This window comes from Streptomyces sp. NPDC047043 (genome assembly GCF_040644055.1).
GTDB lineage: Bacteria > Actinomycetota > Actinomycetes > Streptomycetales > Streptomycetaceae > Streptomyces.
The window spans coordinates 33,404-56,911 of record NZ_JBEYVO010000040.1 but is presented as its reverse complement, the minus strand read 5'-3'; the positions used below and the strand labels follow the sequence as shown (position 1 = coordinate 56,911).

Sequence of the window (23,508 nt, the reverse complement as noted above, 5' to 3'; positions counted from 1 at the left end):
TGCCGGTATGCGGCTGCTGCGCTCCACCGACCTGGCCCTGAGGGTCCTCATGCGGCTCGCCGTGGCCGAGGGGACCAGCCCGACGACCCGCGAGGTCGCGGCGGACATGGACGTGCCCTACACCCACGCGGCGAAGGTCGTCGCCGAACTCCAGCACCTGGGCCTTCTCGATGCCCGCCGCGGCCGCGGCGGCGGCCTCTCACTCACCGACAAGGGGCGTACGGCATCCGTCGGCGCCGTCGTGCGCACCTTCGAGGGCGACGGCGACGTGGTCGACTGCGAGGGCGAGGGCACCACCCCCTGCCCCCTGAACTCCGCGTGCCGCCTGCGCGGCGCCCTGCGCCGGGCCCAGGAGGCGTTCTTCGCCTCACTGGACCCGTTGACGGTGGGCGACATGGTCGCCGACCCCACCGGCCCGCTGCTCCTGCAGATCGGCCGGTCGGCTTCCTAGCCCTGCTGGGCCAGCCAGAGGTCCGGCCCGAACACCTCGTAGTGCATGTCGGCCGGGGCCACACCCTGCTCGATCAGCTGGGTCCGCGCCGCGCGCATGAAGGGGAGCGGACCGCACAGGTACGCGCGCGTGCCGGACGCGACGGGTACGCGCGCGAGGTCGACGAGGCCCGCGTGGGCACCGGCCGGGACGTCCCGCTCGTACCAGAGGTGCACGCCGGCATCCGCGAGCTTGCCCGCGTACGCCTCCTGGTCGGTGCGCAGGGCGTGGTCGACGGGGGAGCGGTCGGCGTGCACGACGGTGACCGGGGCGCGGTGACCGGCGTCCGCGAGGTGCGCCAGCATGGCGACCATCGGGGTCACGCCGATGCCGCCGGAGGCGAGCAGGAGAGGGGTGTCGTCGTCGGCGTCCAGGACGAGATCGCCGTACGGGGCGGACAGCTCGAGGACGCTGCCCTCGCGCACGCGCGCGTGGAGGTGAGCGGAGACCTCGCCGTCGGGCGACGCGGCGTCCCCGGCAACCCGCTTCACGCTGATCTGCCGTACGTCCGTGTCGGGCGCCCCGGAGAGGCTGTACTGCCGTATCTGCCGCGCGCCGTCCGGCAGTTCGACCCGTACGGAGACGTACTGTCCCGCGCGGAAGTCGGCCACCGGCCCGCCGTCGACCGGGCGCAGTCGGAAGGTCGTCACGTCCGCGGTCTCGGTGACCCGCTCGACGACTTCCCAGCGCCGCCAGCCGGGCTCGCCCGCCTCCTCGTACAGCCGCTTCTCGATGGCCACCAGGGCGTTCGCCATCAGCCAGTAGACCTCGTCCCAGGCGGCCGCGACCTCGGGCGTGACGGCCTCGCCGAGGACGTCGGCGATGGCGGCGAAGAGGTGCTCGTGGACGAGCGCGTACTGCTCGGGCGTGACGCCCAGGGAGGCGTGCTTGTGGGCGATGCGGGTCAGCATCGCGTCCGGCCGCCGCTCCGGGTGCTCCAGCAGATGCGTGGCGAACGCGGCGATCGAACCCGCCAGGGCCCGGCGCTGGGTGCCGGCGGCCTGGTTGCCGCGGTTGAAGAGGTCGCGCAGCAGCTCGGGGCGGGCGGCGAACAGTCCGGCGTAGAAGCGCTCGGTGATCTCGCCGAGGGCGGCCCCGACGGCGGGGAGGGTGGCGCGGACAGTGGCGGCGGACGGCTCGGACAGCATCGGGGCTCCTCGTGGCTCGGCTGATCGGCACGCTATTTAAACTTGCATCTGAGATGCAAATTAAAGTGGAGTGGTGTCGCTCACGGTCCTGCGGGGCCGGACGGCACGGTCTTGCGGGGCCGGGCATTACGGATGTCGGTCCGAGCAGGCAATATGGGCGGCAGAGCCGTACACCCGGCGTACATGAGGCGTTCGGCCCGAGGTCGCCACTGCGATCAAGGTGCGCAACGCGCATGAAATGCTGTTGTGGTGTGATGCTCAGGTGCCCGACCGCCTCCTGCGGGACATGGAGACAGGCGGCCTGACCAGCAAGGATGGGGAAGCTAGATGGACAAGCAGCAGGAGTTCGTGCTCCGGACCCTGGAGGAGCGCGACATCCGGTTCGTACGCCTGTGGTTCACGGACGTGCTGGGCTTCCTCAAGTCCGTCGCCGTGGCCCCGGCCGAGCTGGAACAGGCCTTCGACGAGGGCATCGGCTTCGACGGCTCCGCGATCGAGGGCTTCGCCCGCGTATACGAGTCCGACATGATCGCCAAGCCGGACCCGTCGACGTTCCAGATCCTGCCCTGGCGCGCGGAGGCCCCCGGCACGGCGCGGATGTTCTGCGACATCCTCATGCCGGACGGCTCCCCGTCCTTCGCCGACCCGCGCTACGTCCTCAAGCGCGCCCTGACCCGCGGCTCCGACCTGGGCTTCACGTTCTACACGCACCCCGAGATCGAGTTCTTCCTGCTGAAGGACCGCCCGCTCGACGGCACGCGCCCGACCCCGGCCGACAACTCCGGCTACTTCGACCACACCCCGCAGAACATCGGCATGGACTTCCGCCGCCAGGCGATCACCATGCTGGAGTCGATGGGCATCTCGGTCGAGTTCTCCCACCACGAGGGCGCCCCCGGCCAGCAGGAGATCGACCTCCGCTACGCCGACGCGCTGTCCACGGCGGACAACATCATGACGTTCCGCCTGGTCATGAAGCAGGTGGCGCTGGAGCAGGGCGTGCAGGCGACGTTCATGCCGAAGCCGTTCTCGGAGCACCCGGGCAGCGGCATGCACACGCACCTCTCCCTCTTCGAGGGCGACCGCAACGCCTTCTACGAGTCCGGCTCGGAGTACCAGCTCTCCAAGGTCGGCCGCTCCTTCATCGCGGGCCTGCTCAGGCACGCGGCGGAGATCGCGGCGGTCACCAACCAGTGGGTGAACTCCTACAAGCGCATCTGGGGCGGCTCGGAGCGCACGGCCGGCGCCGGCGGCGAGGCCCCCTCCTACATCTGCTGGGGCCACAACAACCGCTCGGCCCTGGTCCGCGTCCCGATGTACAAGCCCGGCAAGACCGGCTCCGCGCGGGTCGAGGTCCGCTCCCTCGACTCCGGCGCCAACCCGTACCTGGCCTACGCCGTCCTCCTCGCCGCCGGCCTCAAGGGCATCGAGGAGGGCTACGAGCTCCCGCCGGGCGCCGAGGACGACGTCTGGGCCCTCTCGGACGCCGAGCGCCGCGCGATGGGCATCGAACCGCTCCCGCAGAACCTCGGCGAGGCCCTGACCCTGATGGAACGCAGCGACCTGGTCGCCGAGACCCTGGGCGAGCACGTCTTCGACTTCTTCCTCCGCAACAAGCGGCAGGAGTGGGAGGAGTACCGCTCGGAGGTCACGGCGTTCGAGCTGCGGAAGAATCTGCCGGTGCTGTAGGCGACGTTCTCAGATACCCCCGATGCCTCCGATTCCCCGCTTCCGGCGGGGAATCGGAGGCAGACGGAGGTCGCCGAGATCGATGTCATTGGAGTCGCGGGGCGGGGCCAGGTCGGGGAGGACGGATTCGAATGCCGGTTCGTCCGGGTCGACGGTTCGGTGCGGGGGCAAGTCGACGAGCACCGGTGCAGTAGTCGATGCGTCTGGCGACAGGTCCCAGGGTTCGAGGTCGGGCTGCGCGCGGTCGAGTTCGGCGAGCAGGGCGTCGGCCCGCTCCACGGCGTGGTTCAGGGCCGCGGCCAACGACTTCGCGCGCCCCGCGGCCACTGCCTGGCCCAGCATCTTGGTCAGTTCGTTCGTCCAACCGATGAGCGGCGGTGAGATGTACGCGGCCATCAGGGCGGTGGCCACCTTGGCCGTCGCGCTCGAGCTCTCCGGCACCGACTCGCGGATCGCCGTGGCCACATAGGCGTCCGGGTCGGCGTGCATCAGCGACACGTACCCGGCGACCGTGAAGAGGGAGTCGAAGACGTCGTCGGCCTCGCGCATGCTCGTCCGGTTCGCTGCCTCGCTGAGCACGCCGCGCAGTGCCGCCTCCACTTCCTTCCCACAGCTCACCAAGCGTTTCTCGGCGTCGGGCGGCAACGCGACCACGTCCGCCCGGGGACGGGACTTGAAGGACGGATACGGTTGGCCGCCCAATGCCGCCAGGATGCCGCACAGCGAGTGGTGCAGATGGGCGGCCTGGTCGACATTCGGGTCCTGTGGTGCGCGCAGGGCCGACGACAGTTCGGAGAGCCAGCGCTCGAGTTCGGCTTCCGCCACCTGACCGGATACGCCTTCTGTCATGCTGTGCCCTCCCTGTCGCGTTCCGCCCGAATGCCGGGTACGACGAAGCTATCGCCGTACGCAACGCCCGGTAAGCGCGACTATCGGCCGACGTAAGCCGGCGACACCGCCGCCGTACTGATCCGCCGCGCCATCCCCGTACCGTCCGCCGCAACCCTGTACAGATCCGCCCCGTAGTCCCCCGGCAGGGCGTAGACCAAGGTGTCGTCGTCGCGCCAGACCGCCTGGTCGTCGACGCTTCGGGGCTCGGCGAGCGGGGTCTCGCGCATCGTTCGCAGGTCGAGGACGTACAGGTGCCACGGGGCGTCCTTCGGCAGGCCCTGGACACGCTTCTTGTAGGCGATGCGGGTGCCGTCGGGGGAGAGGGACGGGCACTCCACGTTCGGGTGGAGCGTGGTGACGGTGTGCGCGCGCAGGTCGCCGCGGACCAGGTACGTCTTCCCCCTCGTCGCCAGCGTCGCGTAGAACGTGCGGTCGTCCGGCGCGAAGGTCACGCCCCAGAAGTTCACGTCCGCCGCGCGGTAGTCGTGACCGTCCTTCACTATCCGGAACGCCTCCAAGGAGGGGATCAGCTTGCCCGTCCGTACGTCCACGATCGCCGCCCGGGTCGAGAAGTTCGTGCCCGCGTAGGAGTCGCCCCCGACGAACGCCGTCCAGGCGGCGAAGTGGCCGGTGGGCGAGACGCGGGCGCGAGAGGGGATGCCGGGGACGTCGTAGCGGGCCCTCACGTGAAGGTGTGCGTCGAGTACGGCCGCGCGGTACGTGTCCGAGACCGCGCCGTGCACCGCCTGCAGACACACCCCCGTACCCGAAGCGGCGTAGAAACGCAGGCACTTGAGGCCCGACGCGGTTCGCGGGCCCGCCGGGTCCGACGCCGGGACGGTCGTCAGTTCGTCGCGGTGCGGGCCCCAGGCCATGTTGCGGAAGACCATGCGGCCGGGGGTCGTGAGGGTGACCGTGCCGGATGTGACCCTCGGGCCGCCCGGCTGGGTCTGGTCCCTGCGTTCCGCGCGCGCCGACGCGTGCAGGACCGACGCCACGGCGACCGCCGCGAGGGCGGTCACGGCCGCCAGGAGGATCAGGATGCGGTTGCGTACGGTCATGCGGCGGCCTCCGCGTTCGCCGAAGCGGCGGGGCGCAGGAAGGCCAGGGACACGGCCGCGCACAGCGCCAGCGCCGCCGTCGACGCCAGCAGCGCCGTACGGTCGCCCCACAGGGTCCATGCCGCGCCGAACAGGAGCGAGCAGGCGAAACGGCTCAGGGCCTGCCCGGTCTGTACGACGGCCAGTCCCGACGAGCGCAGCTCCTCCGGCACGCACTCCGAGGCCGCCGCCATCAGCACCCCGTCCGTGGCCGCGTAGAAGCCGCCGTGCAGGGCGAGGACCGCGTACGGCAGCGCCGCCCCGTGCCAGGAGGTGAGGAGGAGGACGTACGCCAGCAGCAGCGAGCCGTGGCCCGCCAGGAAGACCCGCCACCGGCCCACGCGGTCCGCGAGCCGCCCCAGCGGCACCGCCAGCAGCAGGAACGCCGCCGCCGTGCCCAGCGGGAGCAGCGCGAACCAGCGGTCGGGGACGCCGAGGCGGCGCTGGAGGAGGAGGTAGACGAAGGAGTCGCTGACCGTCGCGAGACCGAGGAGGAGGGCGCAGGTCGTGATGCGGCGCAGGTCCCGGCGGCGGAGCAACGCCGGCGCGGCTCGCAGGGTGGGGCGTACGGCCTGCTCGATGGCCGGTGCCGAGGACGAACCCGGTACGAACAGCACCAGGACCAGCACCCCGAGCACCGCCACGCAGAAACTCACCGTGAACACCGCGTCGTAGCCGTCCACCGTCGCCCGCAGGATCCAGAACGCCACCAGCGGGCCGAGCAGCGCGCCCGCCGTGTCCATCGCGCGGTGCACACCGAAGGCCCGGCCGCGCGTCTGAGGTGTGGACGACAGCGAGATCAGTGCGTCGCGCGGGGCCGTGCGCAGGCCCTTGCCGGTGCGGTCGGCGGCCAGGACCAGACCGATGGGGGTGAGCGAATGGGCCAGCAGCAACAGGGGCTTGCAGAGCGCCGAGATGCCGTAGCCCAGTCCCGCCACCCACTTGTGGCGGCCGCCGCCGCGGTCGGCGAGGTGGCCGCCGGCCAGGCGCACGAGCGCCGAGAAGCCGTTGTAGACGCCGTCCAGCAGCCCGAAGCCCAGCGGGGACAGGCCGAGGCCCGCCACCAGGTACAGGGGGAGCACCGCGGTCACCATCTCGGACGACACGTCGGTGATCAGGCTGACCGTGCCGAGCGCGAGGACCGTGGGGGCGACCGCGGTGCGGTACCGCCCGGCGGCACCCCGCCGGGCGGTGCCTTCCGCGGACGCCGGCGCATCCGGTGTGCTCGCGCGGCTGTCCGCTACGTACATGTCAGGAGGCCCAGATCCCCGTGATGTCGTCGGCGGAGGCCGCGTTGCCCGCGTGGGACGTCAGGCCCTGCGAGTCCTCCAGGGTGCGCAGCAGGTCGTAGTGGTTGTACGTGGTCGAGCTGGTCGCCCCGGCCGTCACCGGCTGGCCGTACAGGACCGTCGGGATGCGGTTGCCGGAGAGGCGGTTGTCCTCGTCGAAGGTGACGACGAGGAGGCTGTTGTGGGTCTTTGCCCAGGTGGCGTACGCGCCGAGGTTGTTCTTCAGCCAGGTGTCACCGGTCGACACCGAGCAGTCGTGCATGTCGCTGCACAGGTTGGGGACGACGAAGGACACGTCCGGGAGGGTGGAGTAGTCGGTCGGGAACTGCGCGAAGGTCTTGGCGGTCGACGTCGGTACGTTGCTGAAGCCGAACCACGGGTTGTGCTTGCGCGCGTAGTTGCCGCTGCTGCACGTCGTGGAGCCCTGGCTGGGCAGGGTCTCGTTGTAGCTGGCCCAGGTGCGGCCCGCGGCGATCAGTTCCGAGGCGAGGTTGGCGGCCGAGGAGAAGCCCGGGGTGTAGCAGCTGTCGTCCGTGATGCCCTGGGTGGAGCCGGAGAACAGCGCGAAGTAGTTGGGCTGGCTCGGGTGGGTCTCGGCGTACGACTGGCTGAGGCCGGCGCCGCCGGTCTTCAGCGAGTTGATGTAGGGGGCGCCGGAGGAGCCGATGACCTGGCTGTAGGCGTGGTTCTCGAAGACCACGACGACGACGTGGTCCGGGGTCGGCACGCCGGCCGCGGCGGACGAGGAGCCGCCGAGACCGGTCCACAGACCGACGGCCGCCGCCGTGAAGGCGAGCGCGGATGCGATCGCGGCGCGGCCGCGGCGATACGTCGAACTGGCAGGGCTGCCGGACACTTCAACCTCCGGTGTGGGGGAGAGACGGGGGCGGCGGTGCGGACAGAGCATGCACACGTCAAGATGCCCCCGCCTCACCTCATCCAACCGGCCGGATGAAGAGCGGATGAACTACTGCCGGATCAACCGCTGCCGGATGAACTACCCCTGCTGTGCGGCCAGTTCGGTCAGCAGCTGGTGCAGGGGCTGGGTGGCCCGCTTGCGGTACTCCTGGATCGCCCAGCCGTTGCCGTCCGGGTCCTTGAAGTACATGAACGTGGCCCCGTCCTGCGGTGCGAACTGCTGCGGCTCGCTGATGTCGAGGCCGCGGGCGGTCAGCTCGTCGTACGCCGCCTTGGCGTCCGTCACGCACAGCTGCATGCCGTGGTACGAGCCCGGCTGCGGGGTGCCCGTCGGTACCTGGAGCCCGTCGACGAGGGCGATCGAACAGCCCGACCCGGGCGGGGTCAGCTGCACGATCCGCACCCCCTCCATCACCTCGCCGTCCAGGTCCACGTGGAAGCCGACCTTGTCCCGGTAGAACTCCTTGGCCCGGTCCACGTCGGAGACCGGCAGCAGGATCACTTCGAGGGTCATGTCCATGGAACGACTCCTTCGTCGTACGTCGGTCATGCGTCGTCGTGCGTCGTCGTGCGTCAGTCGTACGTCGGTCGTGCGTCAGGTGAATCGCCATCGGGTCTGGCTGAACGGCTCCCCCTTACCGAAGCCGAAAACGGTGCGTGGCGCCACCGAGAAAACGAACGCGGCCCCGGAGCCGTGCTGGAAGGCCCCGTCCCGCACCTCGAAGTGCCAGAAGCTGCCGTACTTCGCCTCCCATGCGGCGGCCAGCTCGCGCAGCCTGTCCTCGTCGGTCACGCGCACCGCCTCGCCCTCCACGACCAGGTCGTAGCCCTTGTCCCAGGTGTTGCTGCCGGTCGTCAGCGCGACCTGCGCGTTGGCCGCGAGGTTCTTCGCCTTGCGCTCCTCGGGCCCCGTGCAGAAATGCAGCGCGCCGGCCGACCAGACCGCCGGCAGCGGGGTCACATGGGGCCGCCCGTCGGGCCGCACCGTCGAGATCCAGAACAGCTCTGCCTCCGCGAGCCGTGCCTCGGCCTCGGACCAGTCGGTCGCGGTGGCCCGGGCGTCGCTGTAGCGGGGGTCCAGACGGGTCTGCGGGATGGTGTCCACCATGGGCCGTCCTCCTCACCGTATGAAGACGTACGAATGTGAAGTCGTACGAAGACGAATGAAGCCGTATGAAGAAGGGACCCCGGCGGCCGCGCGAACTCATCGGTCGGCCGGTCAGATCGCCTCCGCGTCCGGGAACACCCGGGCCACCGCGGCCGTACGGCTGGAGACGCCCAGGCGCTCGAAGGCGTTCTCCAGGTGCTTGCGGACGGTGCTGGGGGCGACGACGAGCTGTTCGGCGATCTCCGGAGTGCTCAGGCCGCGGGCCACGCAGCGCAGGACGTCGAGTTCGCGGTGGGTGAGGCGGACCGGGGGCCGGCGCCGTCGGGCGCCCTCCCGGTAGATCTCGTACAGGTGGGGCGCCATGAGGCGCAGCGTGGTCATCTCGTGGTCGGTGAACGGTTTCGTGTCCGCGCGGAAGAGCTGGAAGACGCGGGTGCGGCCCGGGGCGGTGGGCAGGGCGACGCCGGCGATGGTGGGGAACGGGCGCAGGAACTCGGTGTAGATCGGCAGACCGCGCAGCTCGCGCACGGACAGGAAGTCCGCCATCTGCGTGGTCTCGGGACTGTCGTGCGGCCGCGAGACCTGCTCGCACTGCAGGTGCTGGTGGCGCCAGCGCCAGTACGCCTCCATCGGGGCCTCGTCCTCGTCGCACGGCGTCTCGCGCTCGTTGAAGCCGATCCTGGCCGGGATGTCCAGCTCCGAGAAGCTCACGCAGGCACAGGGCACGAGCCGCTGCAGGCCGTACAGCAGGGACATCGGCGGCACGTCCTCGGAGGGGTCGTGGCGGGCCTCGTCCAGGACCTCCGCCATGCGCCGCAGATGAGCCTCGGCCGTCGTGAAGGGTGGGGTCATCTCGACCTCCCGGTACGCCGATTCGGGCCCTCTCACGACGCTACGCCGCGGCCGCCGGCGGGGTCCGGGATTCGCCAAATGCCGAATGGGCGGGGGCGGCCCGGGGCGTGCACTGTCGACGGGGACGGGTAGTGGCGGGTCGCTTCGGCGACCGATCAGGTGGGTACGGGCCGACCTGGACGGTGCCCCGCTGCAGTGGCTGCGCCGCGACACGATCCGCGTCGACGCCACGAACACGGCCGCCGGCGATGGCACCCACCTGACGCTGTCCGGACCGTACGGGGGCCGGTCCGGCCAGCCCGTTCGACCACCGGGCACGCGCGCGTGCCCCCGTTCCGACGACGCCGCCATGACGGCCCGCCGCGCGACCCTCCCGTCCATCGAGCCGGGTTCGACGGTCCCGAAAACCCTCGCCCGACTGAGCGCCCTGTGCCTCGCCATCCAGTACACCTCCCGCCCCGACAGCGGCCGCCCCGGCACGGTCCACCAGGTCCTGATCCCCCTCGCCACCCACCCGACCGCAACGGCCGCACTACCGCCGCCGGCCGATACGTCCTCAGTCCCTGGCCCCGGCGAACGGGCCCTGCTGGACCCGTCCCGCCCGGCCACGGTGGTCGTCGCCCGTTGAGACGGCCGAGCGCGGCGCTGTCCCACTGGCACGGCGCGTCGTCCCGGTGCTCGCCGTGCCCAAGGCGTCAGTGCCCACCGGGCTCCCGGGCCGGTTGGCCGCCGAGCGCGCCTGCGGTGGCGGTGGCTGCCGAAGCACCCACCGTCTTGGTGCTTGCCGCCCTCCAGGCGTCATTGCCCCCGCCCAACCACCCCGGCCGGTCGCCTGCTGAATCCGCGCACAGTGGCGGGCGCCCGCCAAACCACCCCCGAGGGTGGACTGCTGAATTCGCCCATGGTGGCGGTGGCCGCCCAGGCATCCACCGTCGCGGCGCTCGCCGCCGCAACGCGTGATCGCCCACCGAACCACCCGCTTCACATCCCCACCGCAACCCCCACGCCGTCCACGCCCTGCACCGCCCACGATCGCCCGTTCCCCGCCCCCTGCACCGCCCGCCCACCGCAACCTGCACATCGCCCGCCCACTGCCCCGCCGCCCGTCCACCGAACCCCGCGCCGTCCGCCATGGCACCCCCACCCCGCCCAGCCCCCGAAACCCGCGCCCCGCCCCAGCGCTTCTGTCAGTGTCTGCGGTTAGGCTCGTGGCCAGTACGACCTTGATCCGACGGGAGGCCGGGATGACGGCGCCGGGGCGCAGGAGCAGTACCTTCACGCGGCTGCTGCGGCACGGCTTCATCGATCCGTCGGCCGCCGAGCGGCTGCTGGACAGTGCCGAGCTCATGCCGGTGCGCAACGACCCGGTGCTGCTCGACGCGCTGGGCGCGACCGCCGACCCGGACCTCGCGCTGCACGGTCTGGTGCGGCTGCTCGAGGCCCAGCCCGGGCCCACTGCCCGACGCGAGCTGCTCGACACATTGATAGCGGCCAAGCCGCTGCGCGATCGGCTGCTCGGTGTCCTCGGCGCCTCCGCCGCGCTCGCCGACCACCTCTCCCGGCATCCCCGGGACTGGGAGGCGCTGGTCACGTACGAGCCGCGGGATCTGCATCCGGGGGTGGAGGAGTTCGAGCGGGGGCTGGCCGAGGCCACCGATCCCGTCTCGCTCCGCGTCGCCTATCGCCGCTGCCTGCTGTCCATCGCCGCCCGTGACGTGTGCGGCACCACCGACGTCGCCGAGACCGCCGCCGAGCTCGCCGACCTCGCCACCGCCACCCTGCGCGCCGCACTCGCCATCGCCCGCACCGCCGCCCCCGACGACGCCGCGCTGTGCCGGCTCGCGGTCATCGCGATGGGCAAGTGCGGCGGCCATGAGCTCAACTACGTCTCCGACGTCGACGTCATCTTCGTGGGGGAGGCCGTCGACGGAGCCGACGAAGGCAAGGCCCTCAGGTCCGCCACCAGGCTCGCCTCGCACATGATGCGGATCTGCTCGGAGACCACGGTCGAGGGGTCGATCTGGCCCGTCGACGCCAATCTGCGCCCCGAGGGCAGGAACGGCCCGCTGGTGCGCACCCTCTCCAGCCACCTCGCCTACTACCAGCGCTGGGCCAAGACCTGGGAGTTCCAGGCCCTGCTCAAGGCCCGACCGGTGGCCGGCGACATCGAGCTCGGCGAGGAGTACGTCACCGCACTCGAACCCCTCGTCTGGAAGGCCGCCGAGCGCGAGAACTTCGTCGTCGACGTCCAGAAGATGCGCCGCCGGGTCGTCGAGAACATCCCCGCCGCCGAGATCGACCGCCAGCTCAAACTCGGCCCCGGCGGCCTCAGAGACGTTGAATTCGCCGTACAGCTGCTGCAGTTGGTGCACGGCCGGGTGGATGCGTCCCTGCGCAGCGGCACCACGCTCGACGCCCTGCAGGCCCTCGCCCACGGCGGCTACATCGGCCGCGCGGACGCCTCCCAGCTCGACGAGGCCTACCGCTTCCTGCGCTCCATGGAGCACCGCATCCAGCTCTTCCGGCTGAGGCGCACCCATCTCGTACCGGAGGACGAGGCCGACCAGCGCCGCATCGGCCGCTCCCTGGGCCTGCGCGTCGACCCGGTCGCCGAGCTCAACCGCGAGTGGAAGCGGCACGCCGGTGTCGTACGCCGGCTGCACGAGAAGCTCTTCTACCGCCCACTGCTCGACGCGGTCGCCCAACTCGCCCCCGGCGAGGCCCGGTTGAGCCCCGAGGCGGCCCGCGAGCGACTGGTCGCGCTCGGCTACGGCGACCCGGCCGCCGCCCTGCGCCACCTGGAGGCCCTGGCCTCCGGCGTCACCCGCAAGGCCGCCATCCAACGCACCCTGCTGCCCGTCCTGCTCGGCTGGTTCGCCGACTCCGCCGACCCGGACGCCGGACTGCTCAACTTCCGCAAGGTCTCGGACGCGCTGGGCAAGACCCCTTGGTATCTGCGGCTGCTGCGGGACGAGGGCGCCGCCGCCGAGAACCTCGCGCGCGTGCTGTCCGCCGGCCGCCTCGCCCCCGACCTGCTGATGCGCGCCCCGGAGGCGGTGGCCCTGCTCGGCGACGGCGACGGCGGCGGACTCGAACCGCGCGGCCGCGCCCACCTGGAGCAGGAGATCCTGGCCGCCGTCGGCCGCGCCGAGAACGCCCAGCAGGCGGTCACCGCCGCCCGCGGCGTCCGCCGCCGCGAGCTGTTCCGTACGGCCGCCGCCGACATCGTCGGCTCCTACGGCACCGAGACCCAGCCCGCCGAGGCCGACCAGGGCGCGCTGGTGGAGCGCGTCGGTGGCGCGGTCTCCGACCTGACGGCGGCCACCCTCGCGGGCACCCTGCGCGCGGTGGTGCGGGAGGGCTGGGGCGACAGGCTGCCGACCCGGTTCGCGGTCATCGGCATGGGCCGCTTCGGCGGACACGAGCTGGGCTACGGCTCCGACGCGGACGTCCTGTTCGTGCACGAGCCGTGGGAGGGCGTGGACGAGCGCGAGGCCTCCGAGGCGGCCAACAAGGTCGTCTCCGAGATGCGCCGGCTGCTGCAGATCCCCAGCGCGGACCCGCCCCTGCTGATCGACGCCGACCTGCGCCCGGAGGGCAAGTCCGGCCCGCTGGTCCGCACCCTCAACTCCTACGAGGCCTACTACCGCCGCTGGTCCCTGGTCTGGGAGTCACAGGCACTGCTGCGGGCCGAACAGGTCGCCGGCGACGAGGACTTGGGCGGCCGTTTCATCGAGCTGATCGCACCGCTGCGCTACCCGGCGGAGGGGCTCGGCGACGACGCCGTACGAGAGATCCGGCGTCTGAAGGCGCGCATGGAGTCCGAGCGGCTGCCGCGCGGCGCCGACCCCAAGCTGCACACCAAGCTCGGCCCCGGCGGCCTGTCGGACGTCGAATGGACCGTGCAGCTGCTGCAGTTGCAGCACGGCTGGGCCGAACCGGGCCTGCGCACGACCCGCACCCGGGAGGCCCTGGCGGCGGCACGCGCGGCCGAGCTGATCTCGGGCGAGGACGCGGCCATCCTCGACGAGGCATGGGTACTGGCCACACGCGTGCGCAACGCCGTGATGCTGGTGCGCGGCCGGGCCGGCGACACGTTCCCCTCGGGCGGACGCGAACTGGCCGCGGTGGGGCGGTACCTGGGCTACGCGGACGGGCACGTCGGCGACATGCTGGACGCCTATCGCCGTACGACGCGAAGGGCACGGGCCGTGGTGGAGGCGCTGTTCTACGGGGCGTAGGCACCCCGGAGAGCCTCGAGAGCGTCACGCCTGGCGAAGAGATCGCGCATGCTTCAGCAACCCTGCCAACCCCACCTCGAACGCCCGGTCCGCCCGCCCCTCGCCCACCGTCGCCAGCGCCTCCGCCAGGCGCGGTGTCGGGGCCTCCTCCGTCAGTTCCCACATGGTCTCGGGGGCCGCGAGGTCGAGGGCCGAGCCCAGCACCAGGTTCTCCAGCGCGGTGATCAGCGGCATCACATCCCCCGGTGCGAAGCCCGCGTCCAGCAACAGCGTCACCGCCCGCTCGTACTGCTGCAGCACCCCCGGCGCTCGTACGGGTGACGTCATCAGCAGCGGGATCGCCCTCGGGTGGGCGGCGAACGCGGCGCGGTAGGAGCGGGCCCAGGCCTCCAGGGCGGTGTCCCACGGGGTCAGGTCCAGCGTCCCGGGGTCGATCGCGTCGGCGACCCGCTCCCGCAGCAGCTCCACGATCCCGTCCCGGCCGTCCACATGGTGATACACCGAGCCGGTCTGCGCCCCGAGCCGCTTCGCGATCTGCGGCACGCTGAAGTCGCCCTGCTCGTCGACGAGTTGCAGCGCCGTCGCCGTGATGCGCTCACGGTCGAGGAGCGGTGTGCGCGGCCGTCCCATGCGTGTGGTCTCCCCTGAAGATGCGAGATGGGGCTTCCCGGATGCCCAGGAGGAGGCTACATTGCCGAAACCGAAAGCCTTTAGATTTACGGGCCCGGACACCACGACGTGCTCCGACACGACCACGTGTTCCGGGAACGCCGGCCATCCCGCACGCCCGGAATCCTCCCCGTCCGCCGCGCTCGAAGGGCTTCGCCCATGTCCGTCACCACCCCCGATGCCTCCGAGGAGAGCACGCCGCCCGGCACCGCGACCCTCCGCTCCGGCTCCCTCGGCACCGCCGACATCGCCTTCTTCGTGGTGTCCGCCGCCGCCCCGCTCACCGTCATGGCCGGCGTCGCCCCGCTCGCGATCCTGCTCGGCGGCATCGGCGCCCCGGCCGGCTACCTCATCGCCGGCATCACCCTCGCCGTCTTCGCCGTCGGCTTCACCACCATGAGCCGCCATGTGAAAAGCGGCGGCGCGTTCTACGCGTACATCACCCGCGGCCTGGGCCGCCCCGTCGGCATCGGCGCCGCCCTGCTCGCCCTCATCGGCTACAACGGCATGGAGATCGGCGTCTACGGCCTGCTCGCCAGCGCCACCAAGGACACCCTGCACTCCCTCTTCTCCGCCGACGTCCCCTGGCTGCCGATCTCCCTCGTCGGCCTCCTCCTCATCGGCTACGGCGGCTACCGCTCCATCGACTTCGGCGCCAAACTCCTCGGCGTCCTGCTCGCCGCCGAGACCGGCATCCTGGTCCTGCTGGCGGGCGGCGTGCTGGTCAAGGGCGGTGCGCACGGACTGTCGGGCGCCTCCTTCGCGCCGGGCAACGTGTTCGTGTCCGGTACGGCGGTCGTCCTGGCCTTCGCCTTCGCCGCGTTCACCGGCTTCGAGTCGACGGTCATCTACCGCCGCGAGGCCCGCAACCCCGAGCGCACCGTGCCGCGCGCCACCTACGTGGCCATCGGCTTCCTCGGCCTCTTCTACGCCTTCATCGTCTGGATCGTCATCCAGGCCTTCGGCAACCAGGAGGTGATCGCGGCCGCCGCCAAGGACCCCGGCGGTCTCTTCTTCTCCGCCATCACCACCTACGTCGGCGGCTGGGCGGCCGACCTGATGCACATCTTCATCGTCACCAGCGTCATCGCCTCCCTCCTCGCCTTCCACAACGCGATCAACCGGTACGCCCTCGCCCTCGCCGAGGAGGGCGTGCTGCCGAAGGCGCTGGGCCGCATCCACCCGCGCCACCGCTCCCCGTACGTCGCCGGAATCGCCCAGACCGCCCTCGGTGCGGTCGTCGTCCTCGCCTTCTGGGCGGCCGGTGCCGACCCGTACCAACAGCTGCTCCTGTGGGTCAACACCCCCGGAATGATCGGCCTGTTCGCGCTCCAGCTGCTCGCCGCGATCGCCGTTCCCTGCTACTTCAGAAAGGTGAGCCACCAGGAGGGCACCCTGCGCACGGTCGCCGCGCCGATCGCCGCCGCAGTGCTGCTCGCGACGGCGATAGGGCTCGTCATCACCCACATCGACCTGTTCACCGGCGCCTCGACCACCGTCAACACCGTCCTGATCGGCACGGCGCCCGCCGTCTTCGTCGTGGGCCTGGGCCTTGCGTGGTGGCTGCGCCGCGAACGGCCGCAGGTGTACGCCGACTTCGCCGCCGAACCCGCCGAATAACCCCACAGAACAAGGGAGTTCACCCGCTCATGCCCACCCCCGACCTGATCCTCACCGGCGCCGAGGTCCGCACCCTCGACCCCGCCCGGCCGCACGCCACCGCCGTCGCCGTACGCGACGGGGTGATCGCGGCGGTCGGCGACGAGGGCGACGTACGCGCATGGCGGGGGCCGGGCATCGAGGTCGTGGCGCTGGAGGGGGCGCACCTCGTGCCCGGGCTGGTGGACGCGCACAGCCACCCGGTGTGGGGGCTGGACATGGCGACCGGAGTCGATCTGTCGGGGGTGACGGACCTGGCGGGCCTGAAGGCCGCTCTCGCCGCCGCCGCACGCATCGACGGATGGGTCATCGGCCACGGCCTCGACCACAACGCCTTCGAGGGCCGCCCGATCGACCGCGCCCTCGTCGAGGACGTACTCGCCGGAGCACCCGCCTTCCTCCGCCTCTACGACGGCCACTCGGCCCTCGCGACCGGCGCCGCGCTCGCTGCGGCGGGCGTGACGGGACCGCGGTCCTTCGCCCAGCGCTCGCAGGTGGTCTGCGACGGCGAGGGGCGGCCGACCGGGCACCTCGTCGAGCACGCGGCCATGGACCTGCTGGCGGAGGTCATGCCCCGCCCGTCCTACGCGGCCCGCCGCACCCGCCTCGTCGAACTGCTCTCGGCGATGGCGGCGACCGGCCTGACCGGGGCGCACGTCATGGACGCGGGGGATGCGGAGCTGGTCGACTCCGTCGCCCGCGAGACGGTGCTGCCGGTGCGGCTGCGGTTCGCGCCGTGGTGCATGCCGGGCGTGGACGAGGCGGGCCTGAAGGAGCTGATCGCGGCGCAGGGCCGAGGCGGCCGGCACTGGCAGGTCGGCGGGGTCAAGTTCTTCATGGACGGCACCGTGGAGGGCGGCACGGCCTGGCTGGAGCACGCCGACTGCCACGGCCAGGGCACCGAGGCGTTCTGGCCGGATGCCGAGGCATACGGGGCTGCCGTACGGCACCTGCACGCGGCCGGCGTCCGCACCGCCACGCACGCCATCGGGGACGCGGCGGTACGGCACGTGCTGGACGTGGTGGCCGGGCTCGGCCCGAGCGGCCGCGACCGGCACCGCGTCGAGCACATCGAGACCGCCCCGGACGAGCTCCTGCCGCGGTTCGCGGAGCTGGGCGTGGCCGCCTCGATGCAGCCGCCGCACACCGCCTACACCCGGGCCGACGGCACGGACGAGTGGTCCCGCCGCCTCGGCACCGCCCGCGCCGGCCACGCCTGGCGGCTACGGGACCTGCGCGACGCCGGCGCCACGGTCGCCCTGGGCTCGGACTGGCCGATCGCCCACTACGACGTACGGGCCGTGCTCGCGACGGCCCGCGCACCGCGAGGGGCGGCGTCGGCGAGGGCGGGCCTGACGGGCCTGGAGGCCCTGGAGGGCTGCACGACGCACGCGGCACGGGCGGCGGGGGAGGCCGAGGTGGCGGGCCGCATCGCCGTGGGACACCGGGCCGACCTGACGGCTCTCGCGCTGGATCCGGTCAGGGCCCCGGCGGACGAACTGGCGCAGGCGCCGGTGCGGCTGACGGTGACCGGCGGGTGTGTGGTGCACCGCGGGGAGTGAGGGAGGTCAGGCCTTCGTGGGCAGCAGGGGAGCGTCGGCCTTTCTTGCCGGCACCATCTGCGGCAGGGCGTAGGGCAGGCGCCCGTACCAGACCCGGGCCACCGTGAACCCGAACGTCAGGCACACGATGCCGCCCACCGCGTCCAGCCAGAAGTGGTTGGCCGTGGCGACGATGACGATCAGGGTGGCCGCCGGGTACATCAGCCCCAGCACCCGCACCCACGGCACCTTGGCCAGCGCGAAGATCGTCAGGCCGCACCACAGCGACCAGCCGATGTGCATGGACGGCATCGCGGCGTACTGGTTCGACATGTGCTTCAGGTCGCCCGAGGCCATCGAACCCCAGGTCTGGTGGACCATGACCGTGTCGATGAAGCGGCTGCCGTTCATCAGGCGCGGGGGAGCGAGCGGATACAGGTAGTAACCGACCAGGGCCACACCGGTGGTGGCGAACAGGACCAGGCGGGTCGCCGCGTAGCGTCCGGGGTGGCTGCGGAACAGCCAGACCAGCACGCCCAGCGTGATCACGAAGTGCAGCGTCGCGTAGTAGTAGTTCATGCCGACGATGAGCCAAGACACCGAGTTCACCGCGTGGTTGACGGACTCCTCGAAGGCGATGCCCAGTTGGTGCTCGCTCTTCCAGATCCAGTCGGCGTTGCGCAGCGCCTGGCCGCGCTGCTCCGGGACCGCGTTGCGGATGAGTGAGTACGTCCAGTAACTCACCGCGATCAGAAGGATCTCGAACCAGAGACGGGGTCGGCGCGGGGTGCGCAGCCTGCGCAGGAATTCCGGTCGCTTCTCGGCCGCAGTGGAGTCCGGAACGGCCGTCTGCTCACGGTCTTCCAGACTGGTCACGGTCGCGTCACCCATGGGCACAAAGTCTGCCAGAAATGCCTTCCCCGACCGATCATCCCTCGGTCGGGTTCGCCTCGCATTTCCTACAACGCCAAGACGTCACCGTCTACTCCCAGCGCACTGCACAAAACTACGAATTCTCCGCCCTGCGGACGACTTACGGACGCGTCCGGTCCCCAGGCGCCGAAGCCGTCGAACCACGCACCACCAGCTCCGGCATGAACACGAACTCACTGTGCGGCGCAGGCGTTCCGCCGATCTCCTCCAGCAACGTACGCACCGCAGCCTGCCCCATCGCCGGCACCGGCTTGCGGATCGTGGTCAGCGGCGGATCCGTGAAGGCGATCAAGGGGGAGTCGTCGAAGCCCACCACCGAGATCTCCCGCGGGACTTCGAGACCGATCTGCCGGGCCGCCCGTATCGCACCCAGCGCCATCATGTCGCTCGCGCACACCACCGCCGTACAGTCGCGGTCGATCAGCGCGTGGGCGGCGGCCTGGCCGCCCTCCAGGGTGTAGAGGGAGTGCTGGACGAGCTCCGTCTCGATGGTCTCCGCGCTCAGGCCCAGCTGGTCCTGCATCGCGCGCACGAAGCCCTCGATCTTGCGCTGCACCGGCACGAACCGCTTCGGGCCGAGCGCCAGACCGATCCGCTTGTGCCCCAGCGACACCAGGTGCGTCACCGCCAGGGTCATCGCCGCGCGGTCGTCGGGGGAGATGAACGGCGCCTGCACCTTCGGCGAGAAGCCGTCCACCAGCACATACGGCACGCCCTGCGCGCGCAGCCGCTCGTAGCGCTCCATGTCGGCGGTGGTGTCGGCGTGCAGCCCGGAGACGTAGATGATGCCGGCGACCCCGCGGTCGACGAGCATCTCCGTCAGCTCGTCCTCCGTGGAACCGCCCGGGGTCTGGGTGGCCAGCACCGGGGTGTAGCCCTGCCTGGTCAGCGCCTGGCCGATCACCTGGGCCAGGGCCGGGAATATCGGGTTCTCCAACTCCGGGGTTATCAGGCCCACCAGGCCCTCGCTGCGCTGCCGCAGCCGCACCGGACGCTCGTAGCCGAGGACGTCGAGGGCGGCCAGTACGGACTGGCGGGTGGTGGCGGCGACGCCGGGCTTCCCGTTGAGGACGCGGCTGACGGTCGCTTCGCTCACGCCCGCCTGAGCAGCGATGTCGGCAAGCCGTGTGGTCACAGGGGTGGACTGTACCGGCCGACTGTCACTTTGCACACCAATCGGGCGCCGGGTGCGAGCGGTTGCACGGCCCCGTGCGGGTTGCTGCGTCATCACGGTCCCTCGTGTTCTGTCGGCGCCGACGTATACGGCAAGAGCTTGCAGAGTCTTGCACAAGCATCCCTCTGCCCGCTCACCCTCTTCAATACGGGGTTGCGCGGGGGTCGAGGAGAGGTCACGGGCGGGTAACTCTCGGCTCGTCTTGCAATTTTTTGCTGCAAGGACTTTCGCACCCGCTTACATCGCTGTTACGTTCACGTCGCCCGGCGGCCGCAACGGCGCAGTCGGCAAGTCGGCGGGAGCGGCAGACGGGGCCGCACCTGCACCACACGGGCTTTCACCCTCAAGGAGAACTCATGCGGCGTGGCATAGCGGCCACCGCGCTGGTGGCGTCTTTCGCCCTCGCGGCGACGGCCTGCGGCGGAAGCGACAGCGGCGACAAGGCCGACGGTCCGGTCACCATCACCTGGTGGGACACCTCCAACGCCACCAATGAGGCGCCGACGTACAAGGCCCTGGTCAAGCAGTTCGAGGCCGCCAACAAGGACATCAAGGTCAAGTACGTCAACGTCCCCTTCGACCAGGCGCAGAACAAGTTCGACACCGCCGCCGGCTCCAAGGGCGCCCCGGACGTGCTGCGTTCCGAGGTCGGCTGGACCCCCGCCTTCGCCAAGAAGGGCTACTTCCTGCCGCTGGACGGCACCGAGGCCCTCAAGGACCAGAGCAAGTTCCAGTCCAGCCTGATCAAGCAGGCCCAGTACGACGGCAAGACCTACGGCGCCCCGCTGGTCACCGACACCCTCGCCCTCGTCTACAACAAGGCCCTCTTCAAGAAGGCCGGCATCACCGAGGCCCCCAAGACCTGGGACGAGCTGAGGGCCGCCGCCGCCAAGGTCGACTCCAAGGCCAAGGTCTACGGCTACTGGGGCTCCACCCAGGCCTACTACGCGCAGACCTTCCTCTACGGCGAGGGCACCGACACCGTCGACGCCGCCGCCAAGAAGATCACCGTGAACTCGCCCGAGGCCCAGAAGGCCTACGGCACCTGGCTGAGCATGTTCAAGGGACAGGGCCTGCACAAGGCCGACACCACCGCCGACGCCTACGCCCACATCCAGGACGCGTTCGTCAACGGCAAGGTCGCCTCGATCATCCAGGGCCCCTGGGAGATCACGAACTTCTACAAGGGCTCCGCCTTCAAGGACAAGTCCAACCTCGGCATCGCCACCGTCCCGGCCGGCTCCACCGGCAAGGCCGGCGCCCCGACCGGCGGCCACAACCTGTCGGTCTACGCCGGCTCCGACAAGGCCCACCAGACGGCCGCGCTGAAGTTCGTCAACTTCATGACCTCCGCGAAGTCCCAGACGGAGATCGCCCTGAAGAACTCCACGCTGCCGACCCGCGAGGACGCCTACACCGCCGAGGTCAAGGCCGACCCGGGCATCGCCGGCTACCAGGGCGTCCTCTCCGCCGCCCAGCCGCGCCCGGCGCTGCCCGAGTACAGCTCCCTGTGGGGCCCGCTGGACACCGAGCTGCCGAAGATCGCCGGCGGCAAGGAGTCCCTCGACAAGGGCCTGAGCAACGTCGAACTGGCCATCGCCAAGCTCGTGCCTGACTTCAGCAAGTAAGCCCCCAGTGGCCGTCGGAACGCTCTGATCATGGGGGGAGCGTTCCGGCGGCCACCGGCCTGCGCCCAGCCACTTCCCAGTGCCGTAGAACTTCCAGAAGGTGTCGAACATGACAGTCGCCATCGACCGCGCCACCGGCAAACGCCGCGGTGACCGCGCGCCACGGCCCGGGTTGGGCGGGCGCCTCAAGAACAGCTACCAGAAGTACTGGTACGCGTACGCGATGATCGCCCCCGTGATCGTCGTGCTCGGCGTCCTCGTGCTGTACCCCCTGGTGTACGGCCTCTACCTCACCCTCACCGACGCCAACAGCCTCAACACCGCGCGCACGATCGGCGTCAACCACATCGACGCCACCTACAAGTTCATCGGGCTCGACAACTACAAGGACATCCTGTTCGGCCCGACGGCCTACGACCGCTTCTGGTCCCACTTCATCTGGACGATCGTCTGGACGGCACTGTGCGTCGCCCTGCACTACACGATCGGACTCGGCCTCGCCCTGCTGCTCAACCAGAAGCTGCGCGGCCGGACCGCGTACCGGCTGATCCTGATCCTGCCGTGGGCCGTGCCGACCTTCGTCACCGTCTTCGGCTGGCGCTTCATGCTCGCCGACGGCGGCATCATCAACATCGCCCTGGACGCGCTCCATCTGCCGCAGCCGGACTGGCTGGAGAGCACCTTCTGGCAACGGTTCGCCGCCATCATGGTCAACACCTGGTGCGGTGTGCCGTTCATGATGGTCTCGCTGCTCGGCGGACTGCAGTCCATCGACGCCTCCCTCTACGAGGCCGCCGAGATGGACGGCGCCACCGCCTGGCAGCGCTTCCGCTACGTCACCCTGCCGGGCCTGAGGTCCGTCAGCTCCACCGTCGTACTGCTCGGCATCATCTGGACCTTCAACCAGTTCGCCGTCATCTTCCTGCTGTTCGGCAACACCGCCGCGGACGCCCAGATCCTGGTCACCTGGGCCTACTACCTCGGCTTCGGACAGCAACCGCGCGACTTCGCGCAGTCGGCCGCCTACGGCATGCTGCTGTTGGCCATCCTGATCGTCTTCACCTCCTTCTACCGCCGCTGGCTGAACCGCAATGAGCAGCAGCTCGCGATCTGAGGCAGGAGCCCCCATGAGTACGACCACTGTCGAGACCTCCAGCGCGGTGACCGGCCAGGACTCCGCGGCCACCGCGCCCCGCAACGTGCGCCGGCGCGGACAGCGCGGCCTCGCCGCCTCCCTCACCTCGCACGGCATCCTGATCGTCGCGAGCCTGATCGCCTTCTTCCCGGTGGCCTGGCTGATCTATCTGTCCCTCGGCCCGGACAAGGACGACTACCTCCACCCCGGCGGCATCTGGGGCAAGATGTCGTTCTCCAACTACTCCTTCGTGCTGCAGCACACGGAGTTCTTCGACTGGCTGAAGAGCTCCCTCATCGTCTCGCTCGGCACCACCGTCATCGGCGTACTGATCGCCGCGACGACCGGCTACGCGGTCTCCCGCATGCGCTTCCCGGGCTACAAGAAGTTCATGTGGGTGCTACTGGTCACCCAGATGTTCCCGGTAGCCGTACTCATGGTGCCGATGTACCAGATCCTCTCGGACCTGCAGCTCATCGACAGCTACCTTGGACTCGTCCTCGTCTACTGCTCGACCGCGGTGCCCTACTGCGCCTGGCTGCTGAAGGGCTACTTCGACACGATCCCGTTCGAGATCGACGAGGCGGGACGCGTCGACGGGCTGACCCCCTTCGGCACGTTCGCGCGACTGATCCTCCCGCTCGCCAAGCCGGGCCTGGCGGTCGCCGCGTTCTACAGCTTCCTCACCGCCTTCGGCGAGGTCGCCTTCGCGTCGACGTTCATGCTGTCCGACACCAAGTACACCTTCGCCGTCGGTCTGCAGACCTTCGTCAGCGAGCACGACGCCCAGCGCAACCTGATGGCCGCCACCGCGGTGCTGATCGCGATACCCGTCTCCGCGTTCTTCTACCTCGTGCAGAAGAACCTGGTGACCGGCCTCACCGCGGGCGGAACCAAGGGCTAGAACGCCGGTTCTGCAGCGCCCCGTAAGGGGCGCGGGGAACTGCGCGACCAGCCACGACGGCGCCGCACCAAAACCCGAGGCGGTCGCGGTGTCCATCCGACCCCGCTTTCACCGCGGCCGTCTCGTCATCACCGCAGCA

At 70.8% G+C, this 23,508-nt stretch carries 20 protein-coding genes; 9 read left to right on the top strand and 11 right to left on the bottom strand.

Going from position 1 to position 23,508, the window contains the following annotated elements:
- The first annotated feature begins 7 nt into the window (after positions 1–7).
- Complete coding sequence (locus tag ABZ880_RS45180; RefSeq protein WP_361276448.1) at positions 8–451, top strand: Rrf2 family transcriptional regulator; 444 nt, start codon at positions 8–10, stop codon at positions 449–451.
- Here the strand turns inward: ABZ880_RS45180 and ABZ880_RS45175 are convergent.
- Complete coding sequence (locus ABZ880_RS45175) at positions 448–1,638, bottom strand: globin domain-containing protein (RefSeq protein ID WP_361276445.1); 1,191 nt, start codon at positions 1,636–1,638, stop codon at positions 448–450. The two genes, ABZ880_RS45180 and ABZ880_RS45175, sit on opposite strands and share 4 nt — an antisense overlap.
- Before the next feature lie 327 nt (positions 1,639–1,965).
- Here ABZ880_RS45175 and ABZ880_RS45170 point away from each other — a divergent pair, with 327 nt between their 5' ends.
- Entirely contained in the window at positions 1,966–3,327 is a 1,362-nt protein-coding gene (locus ABZ880_RS45170) for a glutamine synthetase family protein (protein WP_361276442.1), read from the top strand.
- 9 nt (positions 3,328–3,336) lie between these two features.
- Here ABZ880_RS45170 and ABZ880_RS45165 read toward each other — a convergent pair whose 3' ends face one another.
- The 7 genes from ABZ880_RS45165 to ABZ880_RS45135 all read right to left on the bottom strand — a co-directional run bounded on the left by ABZ880_RS45165 (position 3,337) and on the right by ABZ880_RS45135 (position 9,485).
- On the bottom strand, positions 3,337–4,176 hold the full coding sequence (locus tag ABZ880_RS45165) for a hypothetical protein (RefSeq protein ID WP_361276440.1): 840 nt from the start codon (positions 4,174–4,176) through the stop codon (positions 3,337–3,339).
- A gap of 80 nt (positions 4,177–4,256) precedes the next feature.
- Positions 4,257–5,279, bottom strand: a complete 1,023-nt coding sequence (locus tag ABZ880_RS45160) for a TolB-like translocation protein (RefSeq protein WP_361276437.1) — start codon at positions 5,277–5,279, stop codon at positions 4,257–4,259.
- Positions 5,276–6,568, bottom strand: a complete 1,293-nt coding sequence (locus ABZ880_RS45155) for an MFS transporter (protein ID WP_361276434.1) — start codon at positions 6,566–6,568, stop codon at positions 5,276–5,278. Before ABZ880_RS45155 ends, ABZ880_RS45160 begins: the two co-directional genes overlap by 4 nt.
- 1 nt (position 6,569) lies before the next feature.
- A complete protein-coding gene (locus ABZ880_RS45150; protein ID WP_361276431.1) occupies positions 6,570–7,463 on the bottom strand; it encodes an alkaline phosphatase family protein in 894 nt (297 codons plus the stop codon).
- A 141-nt stretch (positions 7,464–7,604) separates the two neighbouring features.
- Positions 7,605–8,045, bottom strand: coding sequence for a VOC family protein (locus ABZ880_RS45145; protein ID WP_361276428.1), 441 nt, complete (start codon positions 8,043–8,045; stop codon positions 7,605–7,607).
- Between the two features lie 75 nt (positions 8,046–8,120).
- Positions 8,121–8,633 (bottom strand): pyridoxamine 5'-phosphate oxidase family protein, encoded by a 513-nt coding sequence (locus ABZ880_RS45140; protein ID WP_361276426.1) that lies wholly within the window; start codon positions 8,631–8,633, stop codon positions 8,121–8,123.
- Positions 8,634–8,744: 111 nt separating this feature from the next.
- The gene (locus ABZ880_RS45135) at positions 8,745–9,485 is read right to left on the bottom strand and encodes a LuxR C-terminal-related transcriptional regulator (protein WP_361276424.1); all 741 of its coding nucleotides are present in this window, start codon (positions 9,483–9,485) and stop codon (positions 8,745–8,747) included.
- Positions 9,486–9,834: 349 nt separating this feature from the next.
- On the opposite strand from ABZ880_RS45135, the gene ABZ880_RS45130 reads away from it, so the two are divergent.
- Both ABZ880_RS45130 and ABZ880_RS45125 read left to right on the top strand, forming a co-directional pair.
- Entirely contained in the window at positions 9,835–10,113 is a 279-nt protein-coding gene (locus ABZ880_RS45130; RefSeq protein WP_361276422.1) for a hypothetical protein, read from the top strand.
- Between the two features lie 616 nt (positions 10,114–10,729).
- Positions 10,730–13,726 (top strand): bifunctional [glutamine synthetase] adenylyltransferase/[glutamine synthetase]-adenylyl-L-tyrosine phosphorylase, encoded by a 2,997-nt coding sequence (locus tag ABZ880_RS45125; protein WP_361276420.1) that lies wholly within the window; start codon positions 10,730–10,732, stop codon positions 13,724–13,726.
- Between the two features lie 24 nt (positions 13,727–13,750).
- On the opposite strand, the gene ABZ880_RS45120 is transcribed toward ABZ880_RS45125, so the two are convergent.
- Positions 13,751–14,356, bottom strand: a complete 606-nt coding sequence (locus tag ABZ880_RS45120) for a TetR/AcrR family transcriptional regulator C-terminal domain-containing protein (RefSeq protein WP_361276418.1) — start codon at positions 14,354–14,356, stop codon at positions 13,751–13,753.
- 198 nt (positions 14,357–14,554) lie between these two features.
- On the opposite strand from ABZ880_RS45120, the gene ABZ880_RS45115 reads away from it, so the two are divergent.
- Both ABZ880_RS45115 and ABZ880_RS45110 read left to right on the top strand, forming a co-directional pair.
- Entirely contained in the window at positions 14,555–16,015 is a 1,461-nt protein-coding gene (locus ABZ880_RS45115) for an APC family permease (RefSeq protein ID WP_361276415.1), read from the top strand.
- A gap of 29 nt (positions 16,016–16,044) precedes the next feature.
- On the top strand, positions 16,045–17,616 hold the full coding sequence (locus ABZ880_RS45110) for an amidohydrolase family protein (protein WP_361276411.1): 1,572 nt from the start codon (positions 16,045–16,047) through the stop codon (positions 17,614–17,616).
- 6 nt (positions 17,617–17,622) lie between these two features.
- Here the strand turns inward: ABZ880_RS45110 and ABZ880_RS45105 are convergent, their stop codons facing one another.
- Complete coding sequence (locus tag ABZ880_RS45105) at positions 17,623–18,486, bottom strand: phosphatase PAP2 family protein (RefSeq protein WP_361276409.1); 864 nt, start codon at positions 18,484–18,486, stop codon at positions 17,623–17,625.
- Positions 18,487–18,628: 142 nt separating this feature from the next.
- Positions 18,629–19,663, bottom strand: coding sequence for a LacI family DNA-binding transcriptional regulator (locus ABZ880_RS45100; RefSeq protein WP_361276406.1), 1,035 nt, complete (start codon positions 19,661–19,663; stop codon positions 18,629–18,631).
- 395 nt (positions 19,664–20,058) lie between these two features.
- Between ABZ880_RS45100 and ABZ880_RS45095 the strand changes: the two genes are divergently transcribed.
- From ABZ880_RS45095 to ABZ880_RS45085, 3 genes are all read left to right on the top strand, one after another.
- A complete protein-coding gene (locus ABZ880_RS45095) occupies positions 20,059–21,330 on the top strand; it encodes an extracellular solute-binding protein (protein WP_361276403.1) in 1,272 nt (423 codons plus the stop codon).
- A gap of 109 nt (positions 21,331–21,439) precedes the next feature.
- On the top strand, positions 21,440–22,444 hold the full coding sequence (locus ABZ880_RS45090) for a sugar ABC transporter permease (RefSeq protein WP_361276400.1): 1,005 nt from the start codon (positions 21,440–21,442) through the stop codon (positions 22,442–22,444).
- A 13-nt stretch (positions 22,445–22,457) separates the two neighbouring features.
- The gene (locus ABZ880_RS45085; protein WP_361276397.1) at positions 22,458–23,369 is read left to right on the top strand and encodes an ABC transporter permease subunit; all 912 of its coding nucleotides are present in this window, start codon (positions 22,458–22,460) and stop codon (positions 23,367–23,369) included.
- Positions 23,370–23,508: the final 139 nt, after the last annotated feature.